At 69.3% G+C, this 17,851-nt stretch carries 15 protein-coding genes and 2 tRNA genes; 6 read left to right on the top strand and 11 right to left on the bottom strand.

Translation table 11 applies throughout. The annotated features are described in order from the left end of the window. Position 1: 1 nt before the first annotated feature. Together bla and ACFYSH_RS10900 are read right to left on the bottom strand one after the other, a co-directional pair. Complete coding sequence (gene bla / locus ACFYSH_RS10905) at positions 2-934, bottom strand: class A beta-lactamase (protein WP_359463569.1); 933 nt, start codon at positions 932-934, stop codon at positions 2-4. Between the two features lie 54 nt (positions 935-988). Further along, positions 989-2,488, bottom strand: coding sequence for a penicillin-binding transpeptidase domain-containing protein (locus tag ACFYSH_RS10900; RefSeq protein WP_359463572.1), 1,500 nt, complete (start codon positions 2,486-2,488; stop codon positions 989-991). A gap of 293 nt (positions 2,489-2,781) precedes the next feature. On the opposite strand from ACFYSH_RS10900, the gene ACFYSH_RS10895 reads away from it, so the two are divergent. Together ACFYSH_RS10895 and ACFYSH_RS10890 are read left to right on the top strand one after the other, a co-directional pair. Then, complete coding sequence (locus ACFYSH_RS10895) at positions 2,782-3,654, top strand: LysR family transcriptional regulator (RefSeq protein ID WP_359463574.1); 873 nt, start codon at positions 2,782-2,784, stop codon at positions 3,652-3,654. A gap of 2 nt (positions 3,655-3,656) precedes the next feature. After that, on the top strand, positions 3,657-4,562 hold the full coding sequence (locus ACFYSH_RS10890) for a serine hydrolase (RefSeq protein ID WP_388751891.1): 906 nt from the start codon (positions 3,657-3,659) through the stop codon (positions 4,560-4,562). 89 nt (positions 4,563-4,651) lie between these two features. Here the strand turns inward: ACFYSH_RS10890 and ACFYSH_RS10885 are convergent. After that, positions 4,652-4,724: transfer RNA gene (locus tag ACFYSH_RS10885), tRNA-Ala, on the bottom strand. 170 nt (positions 4,725-4,894) lie between these two features. Here ACFYSH_RS10885 and ACFYSH_RS10880 point away from each other — a divergent pair. Together ACFYSH_RS10880 and ACFYSH_RS10875 are read left to right on the top strand one after the other, a co-directional pair. Continuing rightward, positions 4,895-5,443: a DNA-binding protein gene (locus ACFYSH_RS10880; protein ID WP_103760647.1), complete on the top strand. Its 549-nt coding sequence runs from the start codon at positions 4,895-4,897 to the stop codon at positions 5,441-5,443. 99 nt (positions 5,444-5,542) lie between these two features. After that, complete coding sequence (locus ACFYSH_RS10875; protein ID WP_359463580.1) at positions 5,543-6,940, top strand: protein kinase; 1,398 nt, start codon at positions 5,543-5,545, stop codon at positions 6,938-6,940. A 6-nt stretch (positions 6,941-6,946) separates the two neighbouring features. Here the strand turns inward: ACFYSH_RS10875 and ACFYSH_RS10870 are convergent, their stop codons facing one another. After that, positions 6,947-8,284, bottom strand: a complete 1,338-nt coding sequence (locus tag ACFYSH_RS10870; protein ID WP_388751889.1) for a hypothetical protein — start codon at positions 8,282-8,284, stop codon at positions 6,947-6,949. A 320-nt stretch (positions 8,285-8,604) separates the two neighbouring features. Further along, positions 8,605-8,739 carry a DLW-39 family protein gene (locus ACFYSH_RS10865; RefSeq protein ID WP_003958712.1) on the bottom strand — a complete coding sequence of 45 codons (135 nt, stop codon included), beginning with the start codon at positions 8,737-8,739 and terminating at the stop codon, positions 8,605-8,607. Positions 8,740-9,019: 280 nt separating this feature from the next. Here ACFYSH_RS10865 and ACFYSH_RS10860 point away from each other — a divergent pair, with 280 nt between their 5' ends. Both ACFYSH_RS10860 and ACFYSH_RS10855 read left to right on the top strand, forming a co-directional pair. After that, positions 9,020-9,379 (top strand): DUF6344 domain-containing protein, encoded by a 360-nt coding sequence (locus ACFYSH_RS10860; RefSeq protein ID WP_388751887.1) that lies wholly within the window; start codon positions 9,020-9,022, stop codon positions 9,377-9,379. A 106-nt stretch (positions 9,380-9,485) separates the two neighbouring features. Beyond that, positions 9,486-9,935, top strand: a complete 450-nt coding sequence (locus ACFYSH_RS10855; protein WP_359463588.1) for a hypothetical protein — start codon at positions 9,486-9,488, stop codon at positions 9,933-9,935. 184 nt (positions 9,936-10,119) lie between these two features. On the opposite strand, the gene ACFYSH_RS10850 is transcribed toward ACFYSH_RS10855, so the two are convergent. The 6 genes from ACFYSH_RS10850 to recF all read right to left on the bottom strand — a co-directional run bounded on the left by ACFYSH_RS10850 (position 10,120) and on the right by recF (position 17,791). Beyond that, positions 10,120-10,196, bottom strand: a tRNA-Ile gene (locus ACFYSH_RS10850). A gap of 71 nt (positions 10,197-10,267) precedes the next feature. After that, positions 10,268-10,864, bottom strand: coding sequence for a DUF3566 domain-containing protein (locus ACFYSH_RS10845; protein WP_359463591.1), 597 nt, complete (start codon positions 10,862-10,864; stop codon positions 10,268-10,270). A gap of 93 nt (positions 10,865-10,957) precedes the next feature. Further along, entirely contained in the window at positions 10,958-13,585 is a 2,628-nt protein-coding gene (gyrA, locus tag ACFYSH_RS10840) for a DNA gyrase subunit A (RefSeq protein WP_359463594.1), read from the bottom strand. A 46-nt stretch (positions 13,586-13,631) separates the two neighbouring features. Continuing rightward, positions 13,632-15,701 (bottom strand): DNA topoisomerase (ATP-hydrolyzing) subunit B, encoded by a 2,070-nt coding sequence (gyrB, locus tag ACFYSH_RS10835; RefSeq protein ID WP_359463598.1) that lies wholly within the window; start codon positions 15,699-15,701, stop codon positions 13,632-13,634. A gap of 402 nt (positions 15,702-16,103) precedes the next feature. After that, on the bottom strand, positions 16,104-16,664 hold the full coding sequence (locus ACFYSH_RS10830) for a DciA family protein (RefSeq protein WP_359463600.1): 561 nt from the start codon (positions 16,662-16,664) through the stop codon (positions 16,104-16,106). Further along, positions 16,661-17,791, bottom strand: coding sequence for a DNA replication/repair protein RecF (gene recF / locus ACFYSH_RS10825; RefSeq protein ID WP_359463602.1), 1,131 nt, complete (start codon positions 17,789-17,791; stop codon positions 16,661-16,663). The genes ACFYSH_RS10830 and recF overlap by 4 nt, the downstream gene beginning before the upstream one ends. Between the last annotated feature and the right edge of the window lie 60 nt (positions 17,792-17,851).

Below are 17,851 nucleotides of genomic sequence, written 5' to 3'. Positions count from 1 at the left end.
TTCACGTGAAACCGTCGAAAGCGACTTCAGCAGCGCGCGCGAGGAGCGCATCGTCGCGTTCGGCGTCCTTGGTGTCCCGGCGGGAGAGGACGGCGAGGGCAAGGGGCGCGGCGCCGGGTGGCCAGACGATGGCGATGTCGTTGCGGGTGCCGTATCCGCCCGTACCGGTCTTGTCCCCGACCTGCCAGCCGACAGGGGTGCCGGCGCGGATGGTGTGGTCCCCGGTGGTGTTGCGTTTGAGCCAGTCGGTCAGCACGGCGCGCTTCTCCGGGGGGAGTGCGGTACCGAGGACGTAGGCGCGTAGGTCATCGACGAGAGCGCGGGGTGTGCTGGTGTCTCGGAGGTCGCCCGGCACCGCATCACTGAGAGCGACCTCATAACGGTCGCAGCGGGTGACGTCGTCACCGAGCCCGCGCAGGGCGTCCTGCAGCCCTCGAGGGCCTCCGAGTTCGCGGAAGAGGAGGTTGGCCGCCGCGTTGTCGCTGTAGCGGACGGCCGCGTCGCACAGCTCGCGCACACTCAGTCCGGTGGCGACATGCCGCTCGGTGATCGGCGAGTTGCTGATGAGGTCACCACGGCTGTACCGCACAAGCCGGTCGAGCCGGCGAAGCGAGTTCCTGGCGAGCACGGCACCGGCCAGCAGTGCCTTACAGGTGGAGGCGTAGGCGAAGCGTTCGTCGGGCCTGTGGACGACGGTCCGGCCGCTTCCGGTGTCCAGCGCGTAGACGCCCAGCCGGGCGTCGTACTTCCGCTCCAGCTCGGCGAACGCGCGCGCCGTCCGGGGCGCGGAGGACGCCGAGCCGGAGGGTGCGGCACCGGGCCGGCGCGGGCCGGATGAGGCCGGGGAGCTGGTGCACCCGGGAAGTGGCAGAGTCGCGATGCCCGCCATGGCGGCTAACGCGGCTCGGCGGGAGACAGCGGTTCGGGTACTCATGTGGTTGCGGCTTTTCCCTTCTGAGATCTTCGTCCGGACCTGGCCCACCTGTGCTCAACGGGCCAGCTTGCGTAGAAACCGCTCGGCGACCGGACCGGCGTCGGCACCGCCGGAACCACCGTCCTCCAGGAGAACCGCCCAGGCGAGGTCGGAGTCACCCTGGTAACCGATCATCCAGGCGTGGGTTCGAGGGGGTGTGCCGCTGCCGAACTCGGCCGTGCCGGTCTTCGCGTGCGGTCGACCGGGCAAGGCCTTGAGCGCGTGGGCGGAACCGGAGGTCACCGTGGCTCGCATCAGTGCGCGGAGTTCGCCCACGACGTCGCCGTCCAGTTCTTCCGGAGCGCGGTGCTTCTTCTTCACCGCGTCCGGCACCAGCACCGGCTGGGTGAACGTCCCGGCCTTGACGGTGGCGGCGACGGACGCCATCACCAGCGGGGACGCCTGGATGCGCGCCTGCCCGATCGTGGCGGCGGCCTTGTCGTTGTCGCTCGTGGTGACGGGAACGCTGCCGTCATACGTGGTCGTGCCCACGTCCCAGCGGCCTCCGATTCCGAAGGCCTGGGCCGTGTCACGCAGGTCGGTGTCGGAGAGCCGGTCGCGGGCGTCGACGAAGTAGGTGTTGCAGGACTGTGTGAAGGCGTCCGCGAAGGTCGAGCCGGACGGCAGCTCGAACTGCTTCTGGTTCTCGAAGCGCTGTCCGTCGACCCGCGCGAACTTGGGGCAGGGTGCGGGGCTTTCCGCCTTCATGCCGTCTTTCAGAAAGGCCGCTGCGGTGACGACCTTGAAGACGGAGCCGGGCGGATAGCGCCCTTCGAGGGCGCGGTTGAATCCGCCGGGCCGGTTGGCCGCCGCGAGGATGTGGCCGTTGCGCGGGTCGACGGCCACGATCGCCGCGTTGGCCTCGGTCCCGGCCAGGGCATCGGCTGCCGCCTCCTGGACGCGTGGGTCGATGGTGGTGTGTACGGGGCGGCCATCGGCCGGGGCGGTCTCGGTGAGCTCCTTGACCGGGAGACCACTCTGCCGGTCCGCGACCACCAGGGATCTGCTCGCCCCCGCCTTGCCGCCCCCGGACAGGACATCGTCGTAGCGGGCCTCCAGGCCTGAGGCGCCCTCGCCGCTGACCGGGTCGACGGTTCCGACGAGGCTTTCCGCACGGAGAGGGTCGCCCTGGGCGTCGAGGACCTGCGCCCTGCTGCCGGCACTCTTGAGCGCGAGCGTCTGCCCCGGCTCCAGGTCCGGATGGACCATCGGCGAAGCGAACTCGACCACCCATGTCCCCGACGTCTCGCTCACCCGCGCGTGGGAGCGCCAGGTGATGTCGCCCGCGCCCGGTACCGCCATGGTCACGGTGAAGGGGAAGCGCACCTTTCCTGGACCCTCCCTCCGGCCCTCACCGTCGTCGATGGTGGTCCTGGAGGGCTTCAGGTTGGTCAGTACCGAGGTGAGAAGCGATGCCGCCCCGTCGGGTGTGTCGGTGTAGCCCGCCGCCTTCCGCGCGTCGTGCCCCGCCCACGCGGCGAGGAACGCCGTCAAGGGCTCTCGGGCGGACTCCACCTGCGCGTCTTCTTCACGAGTGTCGCCGCCCACGAGGCCGTAGGCGGCATAACCCCCTCCCGCCAGCAGAAGGAGGGTCACGACGATGCCGAGCGGGCGCCCGATGCGCCGTGACCGCCCCCGCGGCGGGGCGGGACTGTTCCGGCTGTGGTCACGCGTCACAGTGTTCTCCGTTCCGGGTCAGGCCTGATCAGCCCTCTTTCCGGAGTCAAGCCCGACCCCTCGCACATGTCGAATACGCTCTCGACATCACGCCGATTCGCAGGCTGTATCGCTGCACTTCAGGAGGAAGAGTGCTGACGGAACGGCATCTGGAAATCTTCGTCGCCCTGGCGGAGGAAGAGCACTTCGGTGCCGCCGCTCAACGGGTGGGCATCACCCAGCCGCCTCTTTCGCAGGGCCTGCGCAGACTGGAAGCCCTGCTCGGGGTCCGCCTGTTCGACCGCGAGCGAGGAGTGTCCCTCACCGAGGAGGGCGGCCTGCTGCTTCCGCACGCCCGTAGAGCACTGGCCGCACTCGCGGAACTCCGGGAGACCGGTGCCCGTGAGAACGCCGACGGCAGGCGCCTGCGGCTCGGGCTGACTCCCGAGGTCCCCACGCCCCTCGCGGCCGACGTGGCGGCCTCGCCGGTGCGGGCCGGCGAACGCACACGGATCGGCGTGGTCACGGCATCGACCTCCGTGCTCCTCGACGACGTCGCGGCCGGGCGCCTCGACATCGCCGTGATCCGCCACCCCTCCGTACTGCACGGTCTCGCCGCAGGCAGGGTGGTCCTGCTGCCGACCTGGATACTCGCTCCGGCCGGACGGAGTGACGCCGGAGACGCCCATGCGTCGCAGCTGCCCGTCGCCGTGAGGCCTCGTGCCGAAGCGCCCGCGGCCCATGACCTCTTCGTCGACACCCTGGCCGGCCGCGGCCGCAGGGTGGACACCGTGGTCGTCTCCGACGAACGGGCCGGCCTCGCCCTGGTGGCGGCAGGTCAGGCAGTGCTGGTCACGGCGGACCCCACGTTGACGGCGACCGAGGTCGAGCGGCGGACGGCGACGGACCCACCTCTGCCCCTGCGTCTGCGGGTGGCCTGGGACCCCCGGCGTCCGGGTTCGCAGGAGATCGCTGAGACAGCGCGGCTGATCGAGGACGCCCTGGCCCGGAAGGCGGCGGAGTGAGCGTGAGGAGGAGCGGGAGTGCGGAGCGCGCCATCCGCGGCATGTTCGACGACGCGGGTGTCCGAGGCTGGCTGCACGTGGCGGAACTGCACCGTCCGTCGGCCCAGGTGACCATCGATCCCGGGGAACGACTGCCCATGGGGTCGGTCTACAAGGTGCCTCTTATGGCCGCCTTCTGCCGCCTCGCGGACGCGGGGCTGATCGACCCGAGTCGCAGACTGACACTGGAACCCGACGAACGCGTGCCCGGTCCGACAGGCGTCTCGATCCTGCACGACCCCGTCACCCTGTCGCTGCGCGACATGGTGGTGCTGATGATGACCATCTCCGACAACACCTCGGCCGACGCCGTTCTCCGGGCCGTCGGACCGGACGTGGTCGACGCCGTGTGCCGCGACCTGGACATGCCCGACACCCACATCCACGGGGGAGTCGTCTCCACCTTCAGCCAGCTGGTCGCAGAGACAGGCGCCCCCTCCCTGGACGCGGCCCTGGCACAGGTGGCGGACAACGACACGGTCGTGGCCTCGGGCGTGTACGACCCGGCGTTCAAGGCCTCCACCACGCCAGCGGACATGGCACGGCTCCTGCGAGCGATCTGGACCGACCAGGCCGCGTCCCGAGAGCGCTGCGCCTTCATGCGCGACGTGATGCGCAAGCAGCCGTGGACGCACCGGCTCGCCTCCGGCTTCCCCTATGACGACGTCACCGTCTACGGAAAGACCGGAAGCTTCGGGTCCATGCGTCACGAAGCGGGCGTCGTCGAACTCTCCGACGGAAGCACGTACACCGCCGTGGTCTTCACCCAGGCCGCCCGGTCCGACACCAAGCTGCCGCGCGCCGACGCGGTGATCGGCGCAGCGGCCCGGACCGCCGTGGAGGAACTGCGGGGACGCCAGGGCACCTGACAGCGTGGACGCGATGGTGTCCCGCCCGGGACACGAGAATGCCCTCCGACCCGCGTCGCGCAGGCCGGAGGGCATCGAAGTGGAACAAGTGGAGCCTAGGAGATTCGAACTCCTGACATCTGCCTTGCAAAGGCAGCGCTCTACCAACTGAGCTAAGGCCCCGGAAAGCGGACATCACAGGACACATGCATGCCGCGACGTCCGTCGCAGAACAGAGTACCGGGTGTCCCCCCGAATCCTGCAAAATGATTGGGGCTCCCGGCCCGCAACCGCTCTCCGTAAGATGCATCACGAGGTTCGCAGCAGCGAAGCCGCAGCGATGGGGAGACGCAATGGACGCAGCACAGCAAGAGGCGACGGCTAGAGCCCGGGAGCTCCAACGCAGCTGGTACGGGGAGCCGCTGGGTGCGCTCTTCCGCAGGCTGATAGATGACCTCGGCCTCAACCAGGCACGCCTCGCGGCGGTGCTCGGGCTGTCCGCCCCCATGCTCTCCCAGCTGATGAGTGGGCAGCGCGCCAAGATCGGCAATCCCGCGGTCGTCCAGCGGGTCCAGGCACTACAGGAGCTCGCCAGCCAGGTGGCGGACGGCAGCGTCAGCGCGGGAGAGGCCACCGACCGGATGGAAGAGATCAAGAAGTCGCAGGGCGGCTCGGTGCTGACCAACACCGGCCAGACCTCGACCACCGGTGGAGCACCCACCGTGCGGCGTGTGGTCCGCGAGATCCAGTCGCTCCTGCGGTCGGTAGCGGCGGCCGGCGACATCATCGATGCGGCGGACTCCCTCGCCCCGGCACACCCCGAACTGGCAGAGTTCCTCCGGGTGTACGGAGCAGGACGCACCGCGGACGCGGTCGCGCACTACGAAGGCCACCAGAGCTAGGACGGATCCCGGGCCCCGGGGCCCGGGGGCGGCGGAGCCGTGGCGGTGACCCGGCGGCCGGGGGACGAACGCAACGGGAACGGGAGCGGGCGCAGCGCAATGGGTGAGGTCTTCGCTGGTCGGTACGAACTGGTCGATCCGATCGGTCGCGGTGGGGTCGGCGCGGTCTGGCGCGCATGGGACCACCGGCGCCGCCGGTACGTGGCGGCCAAGGTACTGCAGCAGAGCGATGCGCACACGCTGCTGCGCTTCGTCCGTGAGCAGGCGCTGCGGATCGAACACCCGCATGTGCTCGCTCCGGCCAGCTGGGCCGCTGACGACGACAAGGTCCTGTTCACCATGGATGTGGTCAGCGGCGGTTCGCTGGCCCATGTCATCGGCGACTACGGCCCGTTGCCCCCGAGGTTCGTCTGCCTCCTGCTCGATCAACTGCTGTCCGGGCTGTCCACGGTGCACGCCGAGGGGGTCGTGCACCGTGACATCAAACCGGCCAACATCCTGATGGAGGCCACCGGTACGGGCCGGCCGCATCTGCGGCTCTCCGACTTCGGTATCTCGATGCGCAAGGGCGAACCGCGGCTGACGGAGACCAACTACGTCGTGGGTACACCTGGTTACTTCGCACCCGAGCAGATGATGGGAGCGGAACCTGATTTCCCGGCGGATCTGTTCGCCGTCGGTCTGGTCGCGCTCTACCTGCTCCAGGGCAAGAAGCCGGACTCCAAGGCGCTGATCGAGTACTTCGCCACACACGGCACCCCGAGCGCGCCCCAGGGGGTGCCGGAGCCTCTGTGGCAGGTACTCGCCGGACTGCTGCAACCGGACCCGCACGCCCGTTTCCGTACGGCCACGGGCGCGCGCAAGGCGCTGTCGGCAGCGGTCGACATGCTGCCGGAAGCCGGGCCCGGCGACGAGCCGGTGGAGGTGTTCGACCAGATCGGCCCGCTGCCGGAGGGATACGGCCCCGACGGGCCTGTCAACCCCGGAGCTCCCGACACTCCCGCCGCGCCTGACGAGCGGCCTCAGCCACCCGCACAGGCCGTCGGCGGCTCCATCACGCCCGCGCCGCAGCCGCACGCCCCGCAGCAGGGCGCCGGGCAACAGCCGTACGCACAGCCGCCGGGCGCGCCGGGCCAACAGCCGTACGCGCCACCCTCGTCGATGTCGGAGACGGGCAGCTTCCATCTCGCGCCGCCACCGCAGCACCCCGCACCTCACCCGGCGCCGCCGCAGAACCCGTCCGCCCCGCTGCCGGGGCATCCGGCGTCCCCCTACGCCCCCGACCCGCACCTCGCTCAGGCCGCCACGGCCCCCGTGTCGTACGGGGCGGCGTCCACCCGCGCCTACACGGCCCAGAACCCGCAGGCTCCCTCGGACGTCGCACCGCCGCAGCCCTCCGTCAGGCGGCCGGGACCGCCCCTGAAGGTGGCGGTCCCGGTGCTGGTGGTGGCGTTGCTCTGCTTCGCGGTGGGGATCTGGGCGCTCACCCAGGCCTGAGCGGTCCTACCAGGCCTGCGGCGGGCCGCCGTACGGCGGCTGCCCGCCCGCACCCGGCGGCACAGCGGCGGGAGTCGCCCGGCGCCTGGCCAGCACCGTCCAGACACCGAGGCCGAGCACCAGCACGGACCCCGTGCCGATGCCCGCCGCGCCCACCATCGTCATCGTGGCGCTCTCGACGGCCTCGGGCGCGCTCTCCCCGCTCCTGGCCATGTCCCTGTCGTCGTCGGTGACCCCGAAGATCCCCGCGTCCCCCCGGTAGGGCGACTGCTTGCTCTCGTTGACGACCTTCACCTTGAGCGTCAGCCCGATGGGCTCGTCCCCGTAGTGCTCCGCGACCTCGGGCGACAGCGTCACCGACAGGTAGTACCAGCCGGCGAACCGCATGGCGCTGGTGTCCGTGCCCGCCGCGTGGCGGTTCTCGTACGCCACGGGGGGCAGCGGGTCCAGAGCCACGGAGCTGGACCCCCCGGAGTACGACAGCATCGCGTTGTCCACATGACCGTGCGCCGGGTTGTCCAGCGCCATCACCAAGGCGTTGCCGAGGTACTCCGTGGACTTCTTGCTGTTGCTGAGCACGGCTGTGGCGAAGATCTGCTGGCCCCAGTCCACGGGTACCCGGTAGAAGCGGGTCTGCCCGGGCACGATGGAGTCCCCCCACTCCCCGGACTCCAGGCCGGTGGCCTCGTAGAAGCTGCTACCCCCGGGCCGCTCCTGCTTGCCGGACGGCGGTACCGGTGAGGCGGAGGGCCAGTCCTCCGGCGCCTCGGTCGGCAGCGACTCGGCGTCCTTCAGCGCCGGCTCCGCCTCGAAGCGAAGCTCCAGGCCCCAGGCGTCGGGGGACGACGTCGCCTTGCTCTCCCGCTCGATCAGGACGTTGTACGTGCCGCCCGCCTCACAGAGGCTGCTGCCCTTCTCCACCGTCCGGTGGGCGTACGCGGTGATGGGGCGCGGGAACTCCGCCGACTCGAAGTCCGCGTCCTCGGAACTGCACCGGGTGTCGTCCAGGTCCCTGATGCTGATCGTGATGCCGTCCCCGTAGGCGACCTTGGTGCCTGCCTTCGGCACCGCGACGGCGGAGACGTACGCATCGGTCGTGTCGTCGAGCTCCACACGGTAATAGAGCTTCTGGCCCCGCCCGATGGAGCTCTTGTAGACCGACCCGGGCTTCAGCTCCGCCGCGTCGGCGTTCGTCTCCGCCCCCCGGACCGCTTCCGCCGCGGGATCGAAGGTGTACGTCGCAGGGCCGTCGGCCGCGTGCGCCTGCCCCGGCAGCGCCCCCACCGCGCACACCGCCGCAATCGTCGCGAGCGTCACCCGGCCCCTGTTGCGCTGCCTGTTCACGCGTTTCCCCTCGTCGTCTGCGTGTCTGCCCGCCGTGTACGAGAAGGAGCCCGGCGAGCACAGAGACCGCGGCGCCCGCTCCGGCAGCCGTCGCGATGCCGGTCCATCCTCCCCTGCCCGTACCACTGCTGTCTGCGACCCCGGTCGTACGGCCGCCACGCCCCAGGGGCCCGCTTCTCCCCATCACTTCACTCCAGCAACCACATGATTTGCTCAAGTGAACACAAGGGCGCGGCGAGCACGATCACGCGACAGCGGGCCGTGGACAGCAGAAAGCCCCGGCCGCTCGGCGGCCGGGGCTCCTATCAGACTGTTCCGTCTCACACACCTGAACCTGCGGGCACGGAGTCGGTCGCCTCCGTCCACAGATCCTGCTCGGCGCGATCCGCCTGGATCTGGCGGTACACGAGGAGCCCGCCGATGGCGGCCAGTGCGACCAGGAGAAGCTTCTTCACCGCGCGACCTCGTCTTTCCTTGACGTAAGGGACTTCTGCCGCCCGACTATACACACCGACCGATACCGATCGGTGACCTCCCCGGAACCCGCTCGGCGCCCCTTCCGGGCCCCCTCCGGACAGCCCGCCACCCCTCGGACAACCATTTCGAGCCGGTTGAACCATAAGAGTGGTGTTCATCGGAAGATCGGCACTCAGGGGGCGTCGATCCCGCTTTCCCGGGGCCGGATCCACATCATCGGAAAGGTAAGCAAACCGGACCACCTGAAAGCGAGGGGCCATGAGCACCTTCAGGGTCAAGAGCATCTGGACCGCCTTCGTCACCGCCTTCTTCGCACTTCTCGCGTCGCTGGGCCTCGCCACCGCTCAGGCCGCGGCCGCGGAGCCGACGGTCACGAACCAGAAGCACACGGGTTCCGCACCGGCAACCGCGACCACCCCGTCGGTGCGATGGGCCCTTCCGCGTGACAGCGCGCTGCCCCCCACGATGAAACAGCGCATCCGCGCCGAGGCCCACGGCTCCTCGCCGGCCGTCCGCCAACTGTCGGCCGACTCCCCGGACGCCGCCCAGTCGGCGAGCAGCACCCGCCCCGCCCAGGGCGCCACGCCTGGCGGGGACTCGGCCCCGCTGCCACCCTGAGGGCGCCGCTGACGCCACCCAGGCCCCTGATCCGGTCTCACCGGCGGGGGCCTTTTCCGTGCGCCCCGGCACCCACGGCCTGCACCCACCTCATAGGCTCCGCGCCATGAGCAGACGCGATCATGCAGCAACGTTCATCCTCCTCGGTGTCCTGGCCGTCATGTTCGGCATCACCTTCGCGGTGTTCGTCATACCGTCGGGCCGGGAAGCCCGGGCGGACGAGGACGCAGCCACCAGTGCCGCCGACACACTGCTGCAGGCGCTTGGCCGAGGAGACGGAGCTGAGGCCTGTGGCCTCCTGACGAAACCCGCTGCCACGGCCCTGACCGCCCAGCAGGGGAAGGACGACTGCCCCTCCGCCGTACGGGACCTGGCCGACCCACTGACCGCCGCGGAACGCGAAGCCGTGGCAGCCATGAAACTGACCGATGACGACACCCGAGCCGAGAAGCGGGGAACCCGGCACACCGTACGTCTGGGCGCCAATCCCTTCGGCTACACCACATTCCTGGTGGACCGGCAGGACGATGCGTGGCGCGTGGCCCGCATGGAATGACAGTTCCTCCCGGTCACCTCATGGGCCGTACGAACGATGGCCGACAACCGCCGTCCAGGTTCCAGGGCTGCGCATCGGGAAGCGTGACGATGCTCGCCGAGCTGCTGGAAGGTCCACTTGATCGGCTGAGGTCCCCCGCAGACGCCGAAGGCCCCCCACCGTTTCCGGTGGGGGGCCTTCGTGCTGGTGGGGCTAACAGGATTTGAACCTGTGGCCTCATCCTTATCAGGGATGCGCTCTAACCAACTGAGCTATAGCCCCGCCGCGCTGTTGCGCTGACTTCTGAAGATTAGCGCACGTCGGGGCCAGTCCCAAAATCGATAGCCGGCGTCCTACTCGTCCTCGGCGAGAGTGAGCTCCACGCCACCCACGAAGCCTGCCGACAGGTTGTAGATGAACGCGCCCAGCGTCGCCAGCGCGGTCGCCAGCACCACGTCGATCACCGCGATGACCGACGTGAAGATGAGGACCCGCGGCAGCGACAGGAACGACTGCAGATCGAAGCCGTTGCTCTCGTTCGAGCCGGTGGCCTCGCTGATGGTGCCGCCCACGGTCTCGAAGACGCCCATCGCGTCCATCACCATCCACAGCACGGCGGCCGCGACCACCGTGCAGATCCCGAGCGCGATGGAGAGAAGGAAACTGACCTTCATCACCGACCACGGATCGGCCTTCGCCACCCGCAGACGCGCCTTACGCGTACGCGGAGTGGTCCGCGCTCCTGTCCGGGGCAGCCGGGCCGCCTGCGTGCCGCCTGCGCCCTGTTCACCGCCCTGTGTGCCTCCGCCCTGCGTACCGCCCGCAGGCGACTGGTACGCCTGGGGCGGGTGGTAGGGCCCCGCCTTGGCCGCTGAGGGCTCCCGCTCACCGGGCAACGGCCCGGTCGCGTACCCCTCGTACTGCGGCTGCGGTCCCCGAGTGTCCGTCACAGTGCCCCCTTGGGAGTCCGTGGCAGGGCCACGGGCACCGTTCGCTCCAGCTCCGGAAGCGGCCGAACCGGCGCCCGTGGCTCCACTCACGCTCTACTCCTCGTGCTCCCCGGCCGAGGGCTCCGTGCCCTCGACTGTGCCCTCGACCACGTTCTCGGCATGGGCCTCGACCGTGGCGCCTTCGGCCTCATCGGTCCCGTCGACCTCTTCGGCCTCACGACCGGCCTCGGCGTTGCGCGCGATACCGACGACGGCATCGCGCTTGCCCAGATTGATCAGTTGGACGCCCATGGTGTCACGGCCCGTCTCCCTGACTTCATTGACTCGCGTACGAATCACGCCACCGCCGAGCGTGATGGCGAGGATCTCGTCCGCTTCCTCCACCACCAGCGCGCCGACCAGCGATCCTCGGTCCTCGACGATCTTGGCGGCCTTGATGCCCAGACCACCACGACCCTGGACGCGGTACTCGTCGACCGCGGTCCGCTTCGCGTACCCGCCGTCGGTGGCAGTGAACACGAACGTACCGGGCCGGACGACATTCATCGAGAGCAGTTCGTCGCCCTCGCGGAAACTCATGCCCTTCACGCCCGAGGTGGCACGGCCCATCGGGCGCAGCGCGTCGTCCGTCGCGGTGAACCTGATCGACTGGGCCTTCCTGCTGACGAGCAGCAGGTCGTCCTCGGCCGAGACCAGTTCGGCACCGATCAGCTCGTCGTCACTGCCGTCCTGCGTCTCGCGCAGGTTGATCGCGATGACACCGCCCGAGCGAGGGGAGTCGTAGTCCTTCAGCGCGGTCTTCTTCACCAGACCGCCCTTCGTGGCCAGGATCAGATAGGGCGCGGCCTCGTAGTCGCGGATCGCGAGGATCTGCGCGATCTGCTCGTCCGGCTGGAAGGCGAGCAGATTGGCCACGTGCTGGCCACGCGCGTCCCGGCCGGCGTCCGGCAGCTCGTACGCCTTGGCCCGGTAGACCCGGCCCTTGTTGGTGAAGAACAGCAGCCAGTGGTGCGTCGTCGACACGAAGAAGTGGTCGACGATGTCGTCTTCCCTGAGCTTCGTGCCGCGCACGCCCTTGCCACCGCGCTTCTGCGAGCGGTAGTCGTCCGTCTTGGTGCGCTTGACGTAGCCGCCACGCGAGATGGTGACGACGATGTCTTCCTCGGCGATGAGGTCCTCGATCGACATGTCGCCGTCGAAGGGCACCAGCTTGGAGCGCCGGTCGTCGCCGAACTTGTCGACGATCGCCGCCAGTTCCTCACTGACGATCTGACGCTGGCGCGCCGGCGAGGCAAGGATCTCGTTGTACTCGTTGATCTTCGCCTGGAGTTCGTCGTGCTCGGCGGTGATCTTCTGGTGCTCCAGCGCGGCCAGGCGGCGCAGCTGCATCTCCAGGATCGCGTTCGCCTGGAGCTCGTCGATCTCCAGCAGGCCCATCAGGCCCTCGCGCGCGATCTCCACGGTGTTGCTGCGCCGGATGAGTGCGATGACCTCGTCGATCGCGTCCAGCGCCTTGAGCAGGCCGCGCAGGATGTGCGCCCGCTCCTCGGCCTTGCGCAGCCGGAACTGCGTACGCCGGACGATGACCTCGATCTGGTGGGCCACCCAGTGCCGGATGAAGGCGTCGATCGACAGCGTGCGCGGCACCCCGTCGACGAGCGCCAGCATGTTCGCGCCGAAGTTCGACTGCAGATCGGTGTGCTTGTAGAGGTTGTTCAGAACGACCTTGGCGACCGCGTCGCGCTTCAGCACCACGACCAGCCGCTGGCCCGTGCGCGAGGACGTCTCGTCACGGACGTCAGCGATGCCGCCGACCTTGCCGTCCTTCACCAGGTCGGCGATCTTCTGCGCGAGGTTGTCGGGGTTGGTCTGGTACGGGAGCTCCGTGACGACCAGGCACTGCCTGTTCTGGATCTCCTCGACCGCGACGACCGCCCGCATCGTGATCGAGCCACGGCCCGTGCGGTACGCCTCCTCGATGCCCTTGCGGCCCACGACCAGCGCGCCGGTCGGGAAGTCCGGGCCCTTGATCCGCTCGATGAGAGCGTCCAGGAGCTCCTCGTGCGAAGCCTCCGGGTGCTCCAGGTACCACTGCGCGCCGGCGGCGACCTCACGCAGGTTGTGCGGCGGGATGTTGGTCGCCATGCCGACCGCGATGCCCGCGGAGCCGTTCACCAGGAGGTTCGGGAAACGCGCCGGCAGAACCGTCGGCTCCTGGTTGCGGCCGTCGTAGTTGTCCTGGAAGTCGACGGTCTCCTCGTCGATGTCCCGGACCATCTCCATGGACAGCGGCATCATCTTGCACTCGGTGTACCGCATGGCCGCGGCCGGGTCGTTGCCCGGGGAACCGAAGTTGCCGTTGGAGTCCACCAGCGGCATGCGCATCGACCAGTGCTGCGCCAGTCGCACGAGCGCGTCGTAGATCGAGGAGTCGCCGTGCGGGTGGTACGTACCCATGACGTCACCGACGACGCGGGCGCACTTGTAGAAGCCCTTCTCGGGCCGGTAGCCACCGTCGTACATCGCGTACAGCACCCGGCGGTGGACCGGCTTCAGACCGTCCCTCACGTCGGGCAGCGCACGCGACACGATGACGGACATCGCGTAGTCGAGGTAGGAGCGCTGCATCTCCGTCTCGAGCCCCACGGGCTCGACACGCATGCCCACGCCCGGGACGGCGGGCTCCTCTTCGGGCATCACAGGGGTGTTCTCGTCGGCCATTGCTGGTCAAAGTCCTTTCGCGCTGCGGCTTGCTTTCGAGGCCGACTCAGATGTCGAGGAAGCGGACGTCCTTGGCGTTGCGCTGGATGAACGAACGCCGGGCCTCTACGTCCTCACCCATCAGCACCGAGAACAGGTCGTCGGCCTGCGCCGCGTCGTCCAGCGTGACCTGGCCGAGCACACGGTGGTCGACGTCCATCGTGGTCACGCGCAGTTCCTCGGCGTTCATCTCGCCGAGACCCTTGAAGCGCTGGATCGAGTCTTCCTTGATCCGCTTGCCGTTCTGCTTGCCGAGCGCCACCAGGGCGTCGCGCTCACGGTCCGAGTACGCGTACTCGAAGTCGTCACGGCCCCACTTGATCTTGTAGAGCGGCGGGCGGGAGAGATACACGTGCCCGGACTCGACCAGCGGCCGCATGAAGCGGAACAGGAACGTCAGCAGCAGGGTGTTGATGTGCTGACCGTCGACGTCGGCGTCCGCCATCAAGATGATCTTGTGATAGCGGAGCTTCTCGATGTCGAAGTCCTCGTGGACCCCCGTACCGAAGGCCGAGATCAGCGCCTGGACCTCGGTGTTCTGCAGGATCTTGTCGATCCGCGCCTTCTCGACGTTCAGGATCTTGCCGCGGATCGGCAGGATGGCCTGGTACATCGGGTTACGGCCGGACTTCGCCGAACCACCGGCGGAGTCACCCTCGACGATGAAGATCTCGCACTTCGTCGGGTCGTTGGACTGGCAGTCGCTCAGCTTGCCGGGCAGCGAGGCGCTCTCCAGGAGCCCCTTGCGCCGGGTGAGGTCGCGCGCCTTGCGGGCCGCGACACGGGCCGTGGAGGCCGCGATGCCCTTACGGATGATGTCGGCGGCCTCGTTGGGGTTCCGGTCGAACCAGTCCGTCAGCTGCTCGTGGACGACCTTCTGGACGAAGGTCTTCGCCTCGGTGTTGCCCAGCTTGGTCTTCGTCTGGCCCTCGAACTGGGGCTCGCCCAGCTTGACCGAGATGATCGCCGTCAGACCCTCGCGGACGTCCTCACCGGTGAGGTTGTCATCCTTCTCGCGCAGCAGCTTCTTGTCGCGCGCGTAGCGGTTGACCAGCGAGGTCAGCGCCGCGCGGAAGCCCTCCTCGTGCGTACCGCCCTCGTGCGTGTGGATCGCGTTGGCGAAGGAGTGGACCCCCTCCGAGTACTGCGTGTTCCACTGCATGGCGATCTCGGCCGAGAGGAGCCGGTCCTTGTCCTCGGCCTCGATGTCGATCACCGACTGGTGAATGAGCTCGCCCTTGCGGGAGTTGAGGTACTTGACGAAGTCGACGATGCCGTTCTCGTAGTGGTACGTGACCGTGCGGGTCGGCTCCTCGTCGGGTACGTCGACCACCTCGGCGCTGTCCGCGCCCGCCGTGGCCTTCGCCGCCTCGCGCTCGTCGGTGAGCTTGAGGGTGAGGCCCTTGTTGAGGAACGCCATCTCCTGGAAGCGGCGCGAAAGCGTCTCGAAGGAGTAGTCGGTGGTCTCGAAGACGTCACCGTCGGCCCAGAAGGTGACGGTCGTCCCCGTCTCCTCCGTGGCCTCGTGACGGGCCAGCGGAGCGGTCGGGACGCCGAGCTTGTAGTCCTGGGTCCAGCGGTAGCCGTCCGTCCTGACCTCGACGGCCACCCGGGTGGACAGGGCGTTGACGACGGAGACACCGACGCCGTGCAGACCGCCGGAGACGGCATAACCGCCGCCGCCGAACTTTCCGCCCGCGTGCAGGACGGTGAGCACGACCTCGACGGCCGGTTTGCCTTCGGACGGCACGATGCCGACCGGGATGCCGCGGCCGTTGTCGATCACGCGCACCCCGCCGTCGGCGAGGATCGTGACGTCGATGGTGTCCGCGTGCCCGGCCATCGCCTCGTCGACCGAGTTGTCGACAACCTCTTGCACGAGGTGGTGGAGACCGCGCTCACCGGTCGACCCGATGTACATACCGGGTCGCTTGCGGACCGCGTCCAGGCCTTCGAGCACGGTGATCGCGCTGGCGTCGTACGAGGCGTTGACCTCGCCGGGCTCACCGGCTGTGGACGGGATGTTCTCGTTGGGGTTGCCGGAATCGGCCACGAAGCGCCCTTTCTGGCACAGCACAGGCCGTTCTCCGGCAGGCGGGAGCGGCTGCGTCGTTCGGCTTGTATCGACGACTCCCGCGAGGAAGCGGGATTGTCCATCAGTCTACCGGTAGCGCTGACATGAATGGGGGTTTGCCGGTGCCTGAGTACGCATGTGCCGCCCTGGACGAGCGGCTGACGACTCCCCATATTCGGGACGGGCCCCCGGGAGGCTCACGAGGGCTTTGCGCGCTTCGGCCTGTCAACCTCCCGCTACGGTGAGGGACGCTACACAGCCCACGCGCGGACCAAATCGTCAGATATTCGAGCAAACCGGAAACACGTGGGCGTCGGCGAATCAGGACAGAGGGGAGTGAACCGCCCCCGTGCCGTCTTCGGCCGCAGCTGGTGCTCAAGGCCCCCGGAAAAGGAAAAGGCCTGCTCAGCCGTAGGTGTCGCCGGGCCCCTTGCTCCCCGGCGTCCGGAGCGGGCCGAATCTGCGCTGCGGGCCGCCAGGGCCCAGCACTTTGATCATCCGTACGGTGCCGTGGCCCAGATCCGTGTTCAGGCGGGCCACCAGCTGGGGTGCCAGCAGCCGCAGCTGCGTCGCCCACGCCGTCGAATCGCACTGCACGGTCAGCACCCGCTCGGCCGGGTCCTCGTCGTACCGCACCGGTACACAGTGGTTGGCCAGGTCGTCCCCGACGATCTGCGGCCAGCGGCCCATCACACCGCCGACAGCCGCCGGGGTCTCCCAGCCCCGCTCGGTGATCAGCCGGTTGATCGCCGAACCCAGCGGCAGCGGGTCACGTCCGTCGGACCGGGCGCCCGACCGCAGACCGCCACCTCGTCTCGCCTGCTTCTTCTGCTGCGCCGCGGCGCCCCGGGCCCGGGCCTGCTCCTTCGCCGCACGCAGGGCGACGCGCGCCAGGTCCACGCCCGACGCCTCGGGCTGCTTCACCGGCCCCGGAGTGGACCCGCCCCGCTCGTCCGAACCGCTCACAGCCGCTCCACCGCCCCGGCGGACACCGCATACCGCGCCCCGGCCAGCACACCTGGTACGTCGTCGTCCACAGCGGCCGTCACCAGCACCTGCTCGCCGGGGGCCACCAGCTCCGCGAGCCGCTCGCGACGGCGCGCGTCCAGCTCGGCGAACACGTCGTCGAGCACCAGCACCGGCTCGTTGCCCTCGGTCCGGAGCAGGTCGTACGAGGCCAGCCTGAGCGCCAGGGCGTACGACCAGGACTCCCCGTGGCTCGCGTACCCCTTCGCCGGCATTCCGCGCAGGCCCAGCACCAGGTCGTCGCGGTGCGGGCCGACCAGGGTCACGCCCCGCTCGATCTCCTGTTTACGTGCCTGCACCAGCGCGGCCATCACCTGCTCGTACAGCTCCTCGCGATGACGCGCGGGCTCCACATCGGGACCGACCGAGCTGCGGTACTCCAGGGTCAGCGGTCCACCGCCGGGGGCGACGTCCGCGTACGCCTTGTCCGCCAGCGGCTGGAGGGTCGCGATCAGGTCGAGCCGCTGCGCCAGCAGCTCCGCCCCCACCCGGCCCAGGTGCTGGTCCCACACGTCCAGCGTGGACAGATCCATCGACCGGCCGCCGTGTCTGCGGGCCATGGCGGCGGACTTCAGCAGAGTGTTGCGCTGCTTCAGCACCCGCTCGTAGTCGGAGCGGACACCGGCCATCCGCGGGGAACGTGCCGTGATCAGCTCATCCAGAAAGCGCCGGCGCTCGCCCGGGTCACCCTTCACGAGGGCCAGATCCTCCGGGGCGAAGAGCACCGTCCGCACTATCCCCAGGACGTCGCGCGGTCTGACCTGCGCGGACCTGTTGATACGAGCCCGATTGGCGCGGCCCGGGTTGAGCTCCAGCTCGATCAGCTGTGAGCGCTCGCCCTGGGTGACCGCGGCGCGTACGACGGCGCGCTCCGCGCCCATCCGCACCAGGGGTGCGTCGGACGACACCCGGTGGCTGCCGAGTGAGGCGAGATAACCGACCGCCTCCACCAGATTGGTCTTGCCCTGGCCGTTGGCCCCCACGAACGCGGTGACGCCCGGGTCGAGAGGAACCTCGACCCGGGCGTACGAGCGGAAGTCGGCCAGCGAGAGATGCGTGACGTGCATGGTCGCCGACCCTTCCGACTGCGTGCTCTGCTGTGTGCCGCTGTGCCACGGACTGTGTGC

It is taken from the genome of Streptomyces sp. NPDC005791 (assembly GCF_042871485.1).
GTDB lineage: Bacteria > Actinomycetota > Actinomycetes > Streptomycetales > Streptomycetaceae > Streptomyces.
The sequence above is the reverse complement of the archived record's forward strand: the minus strand, read 5'-3'. Positions and strand labels throughout refer to the sequence as shown.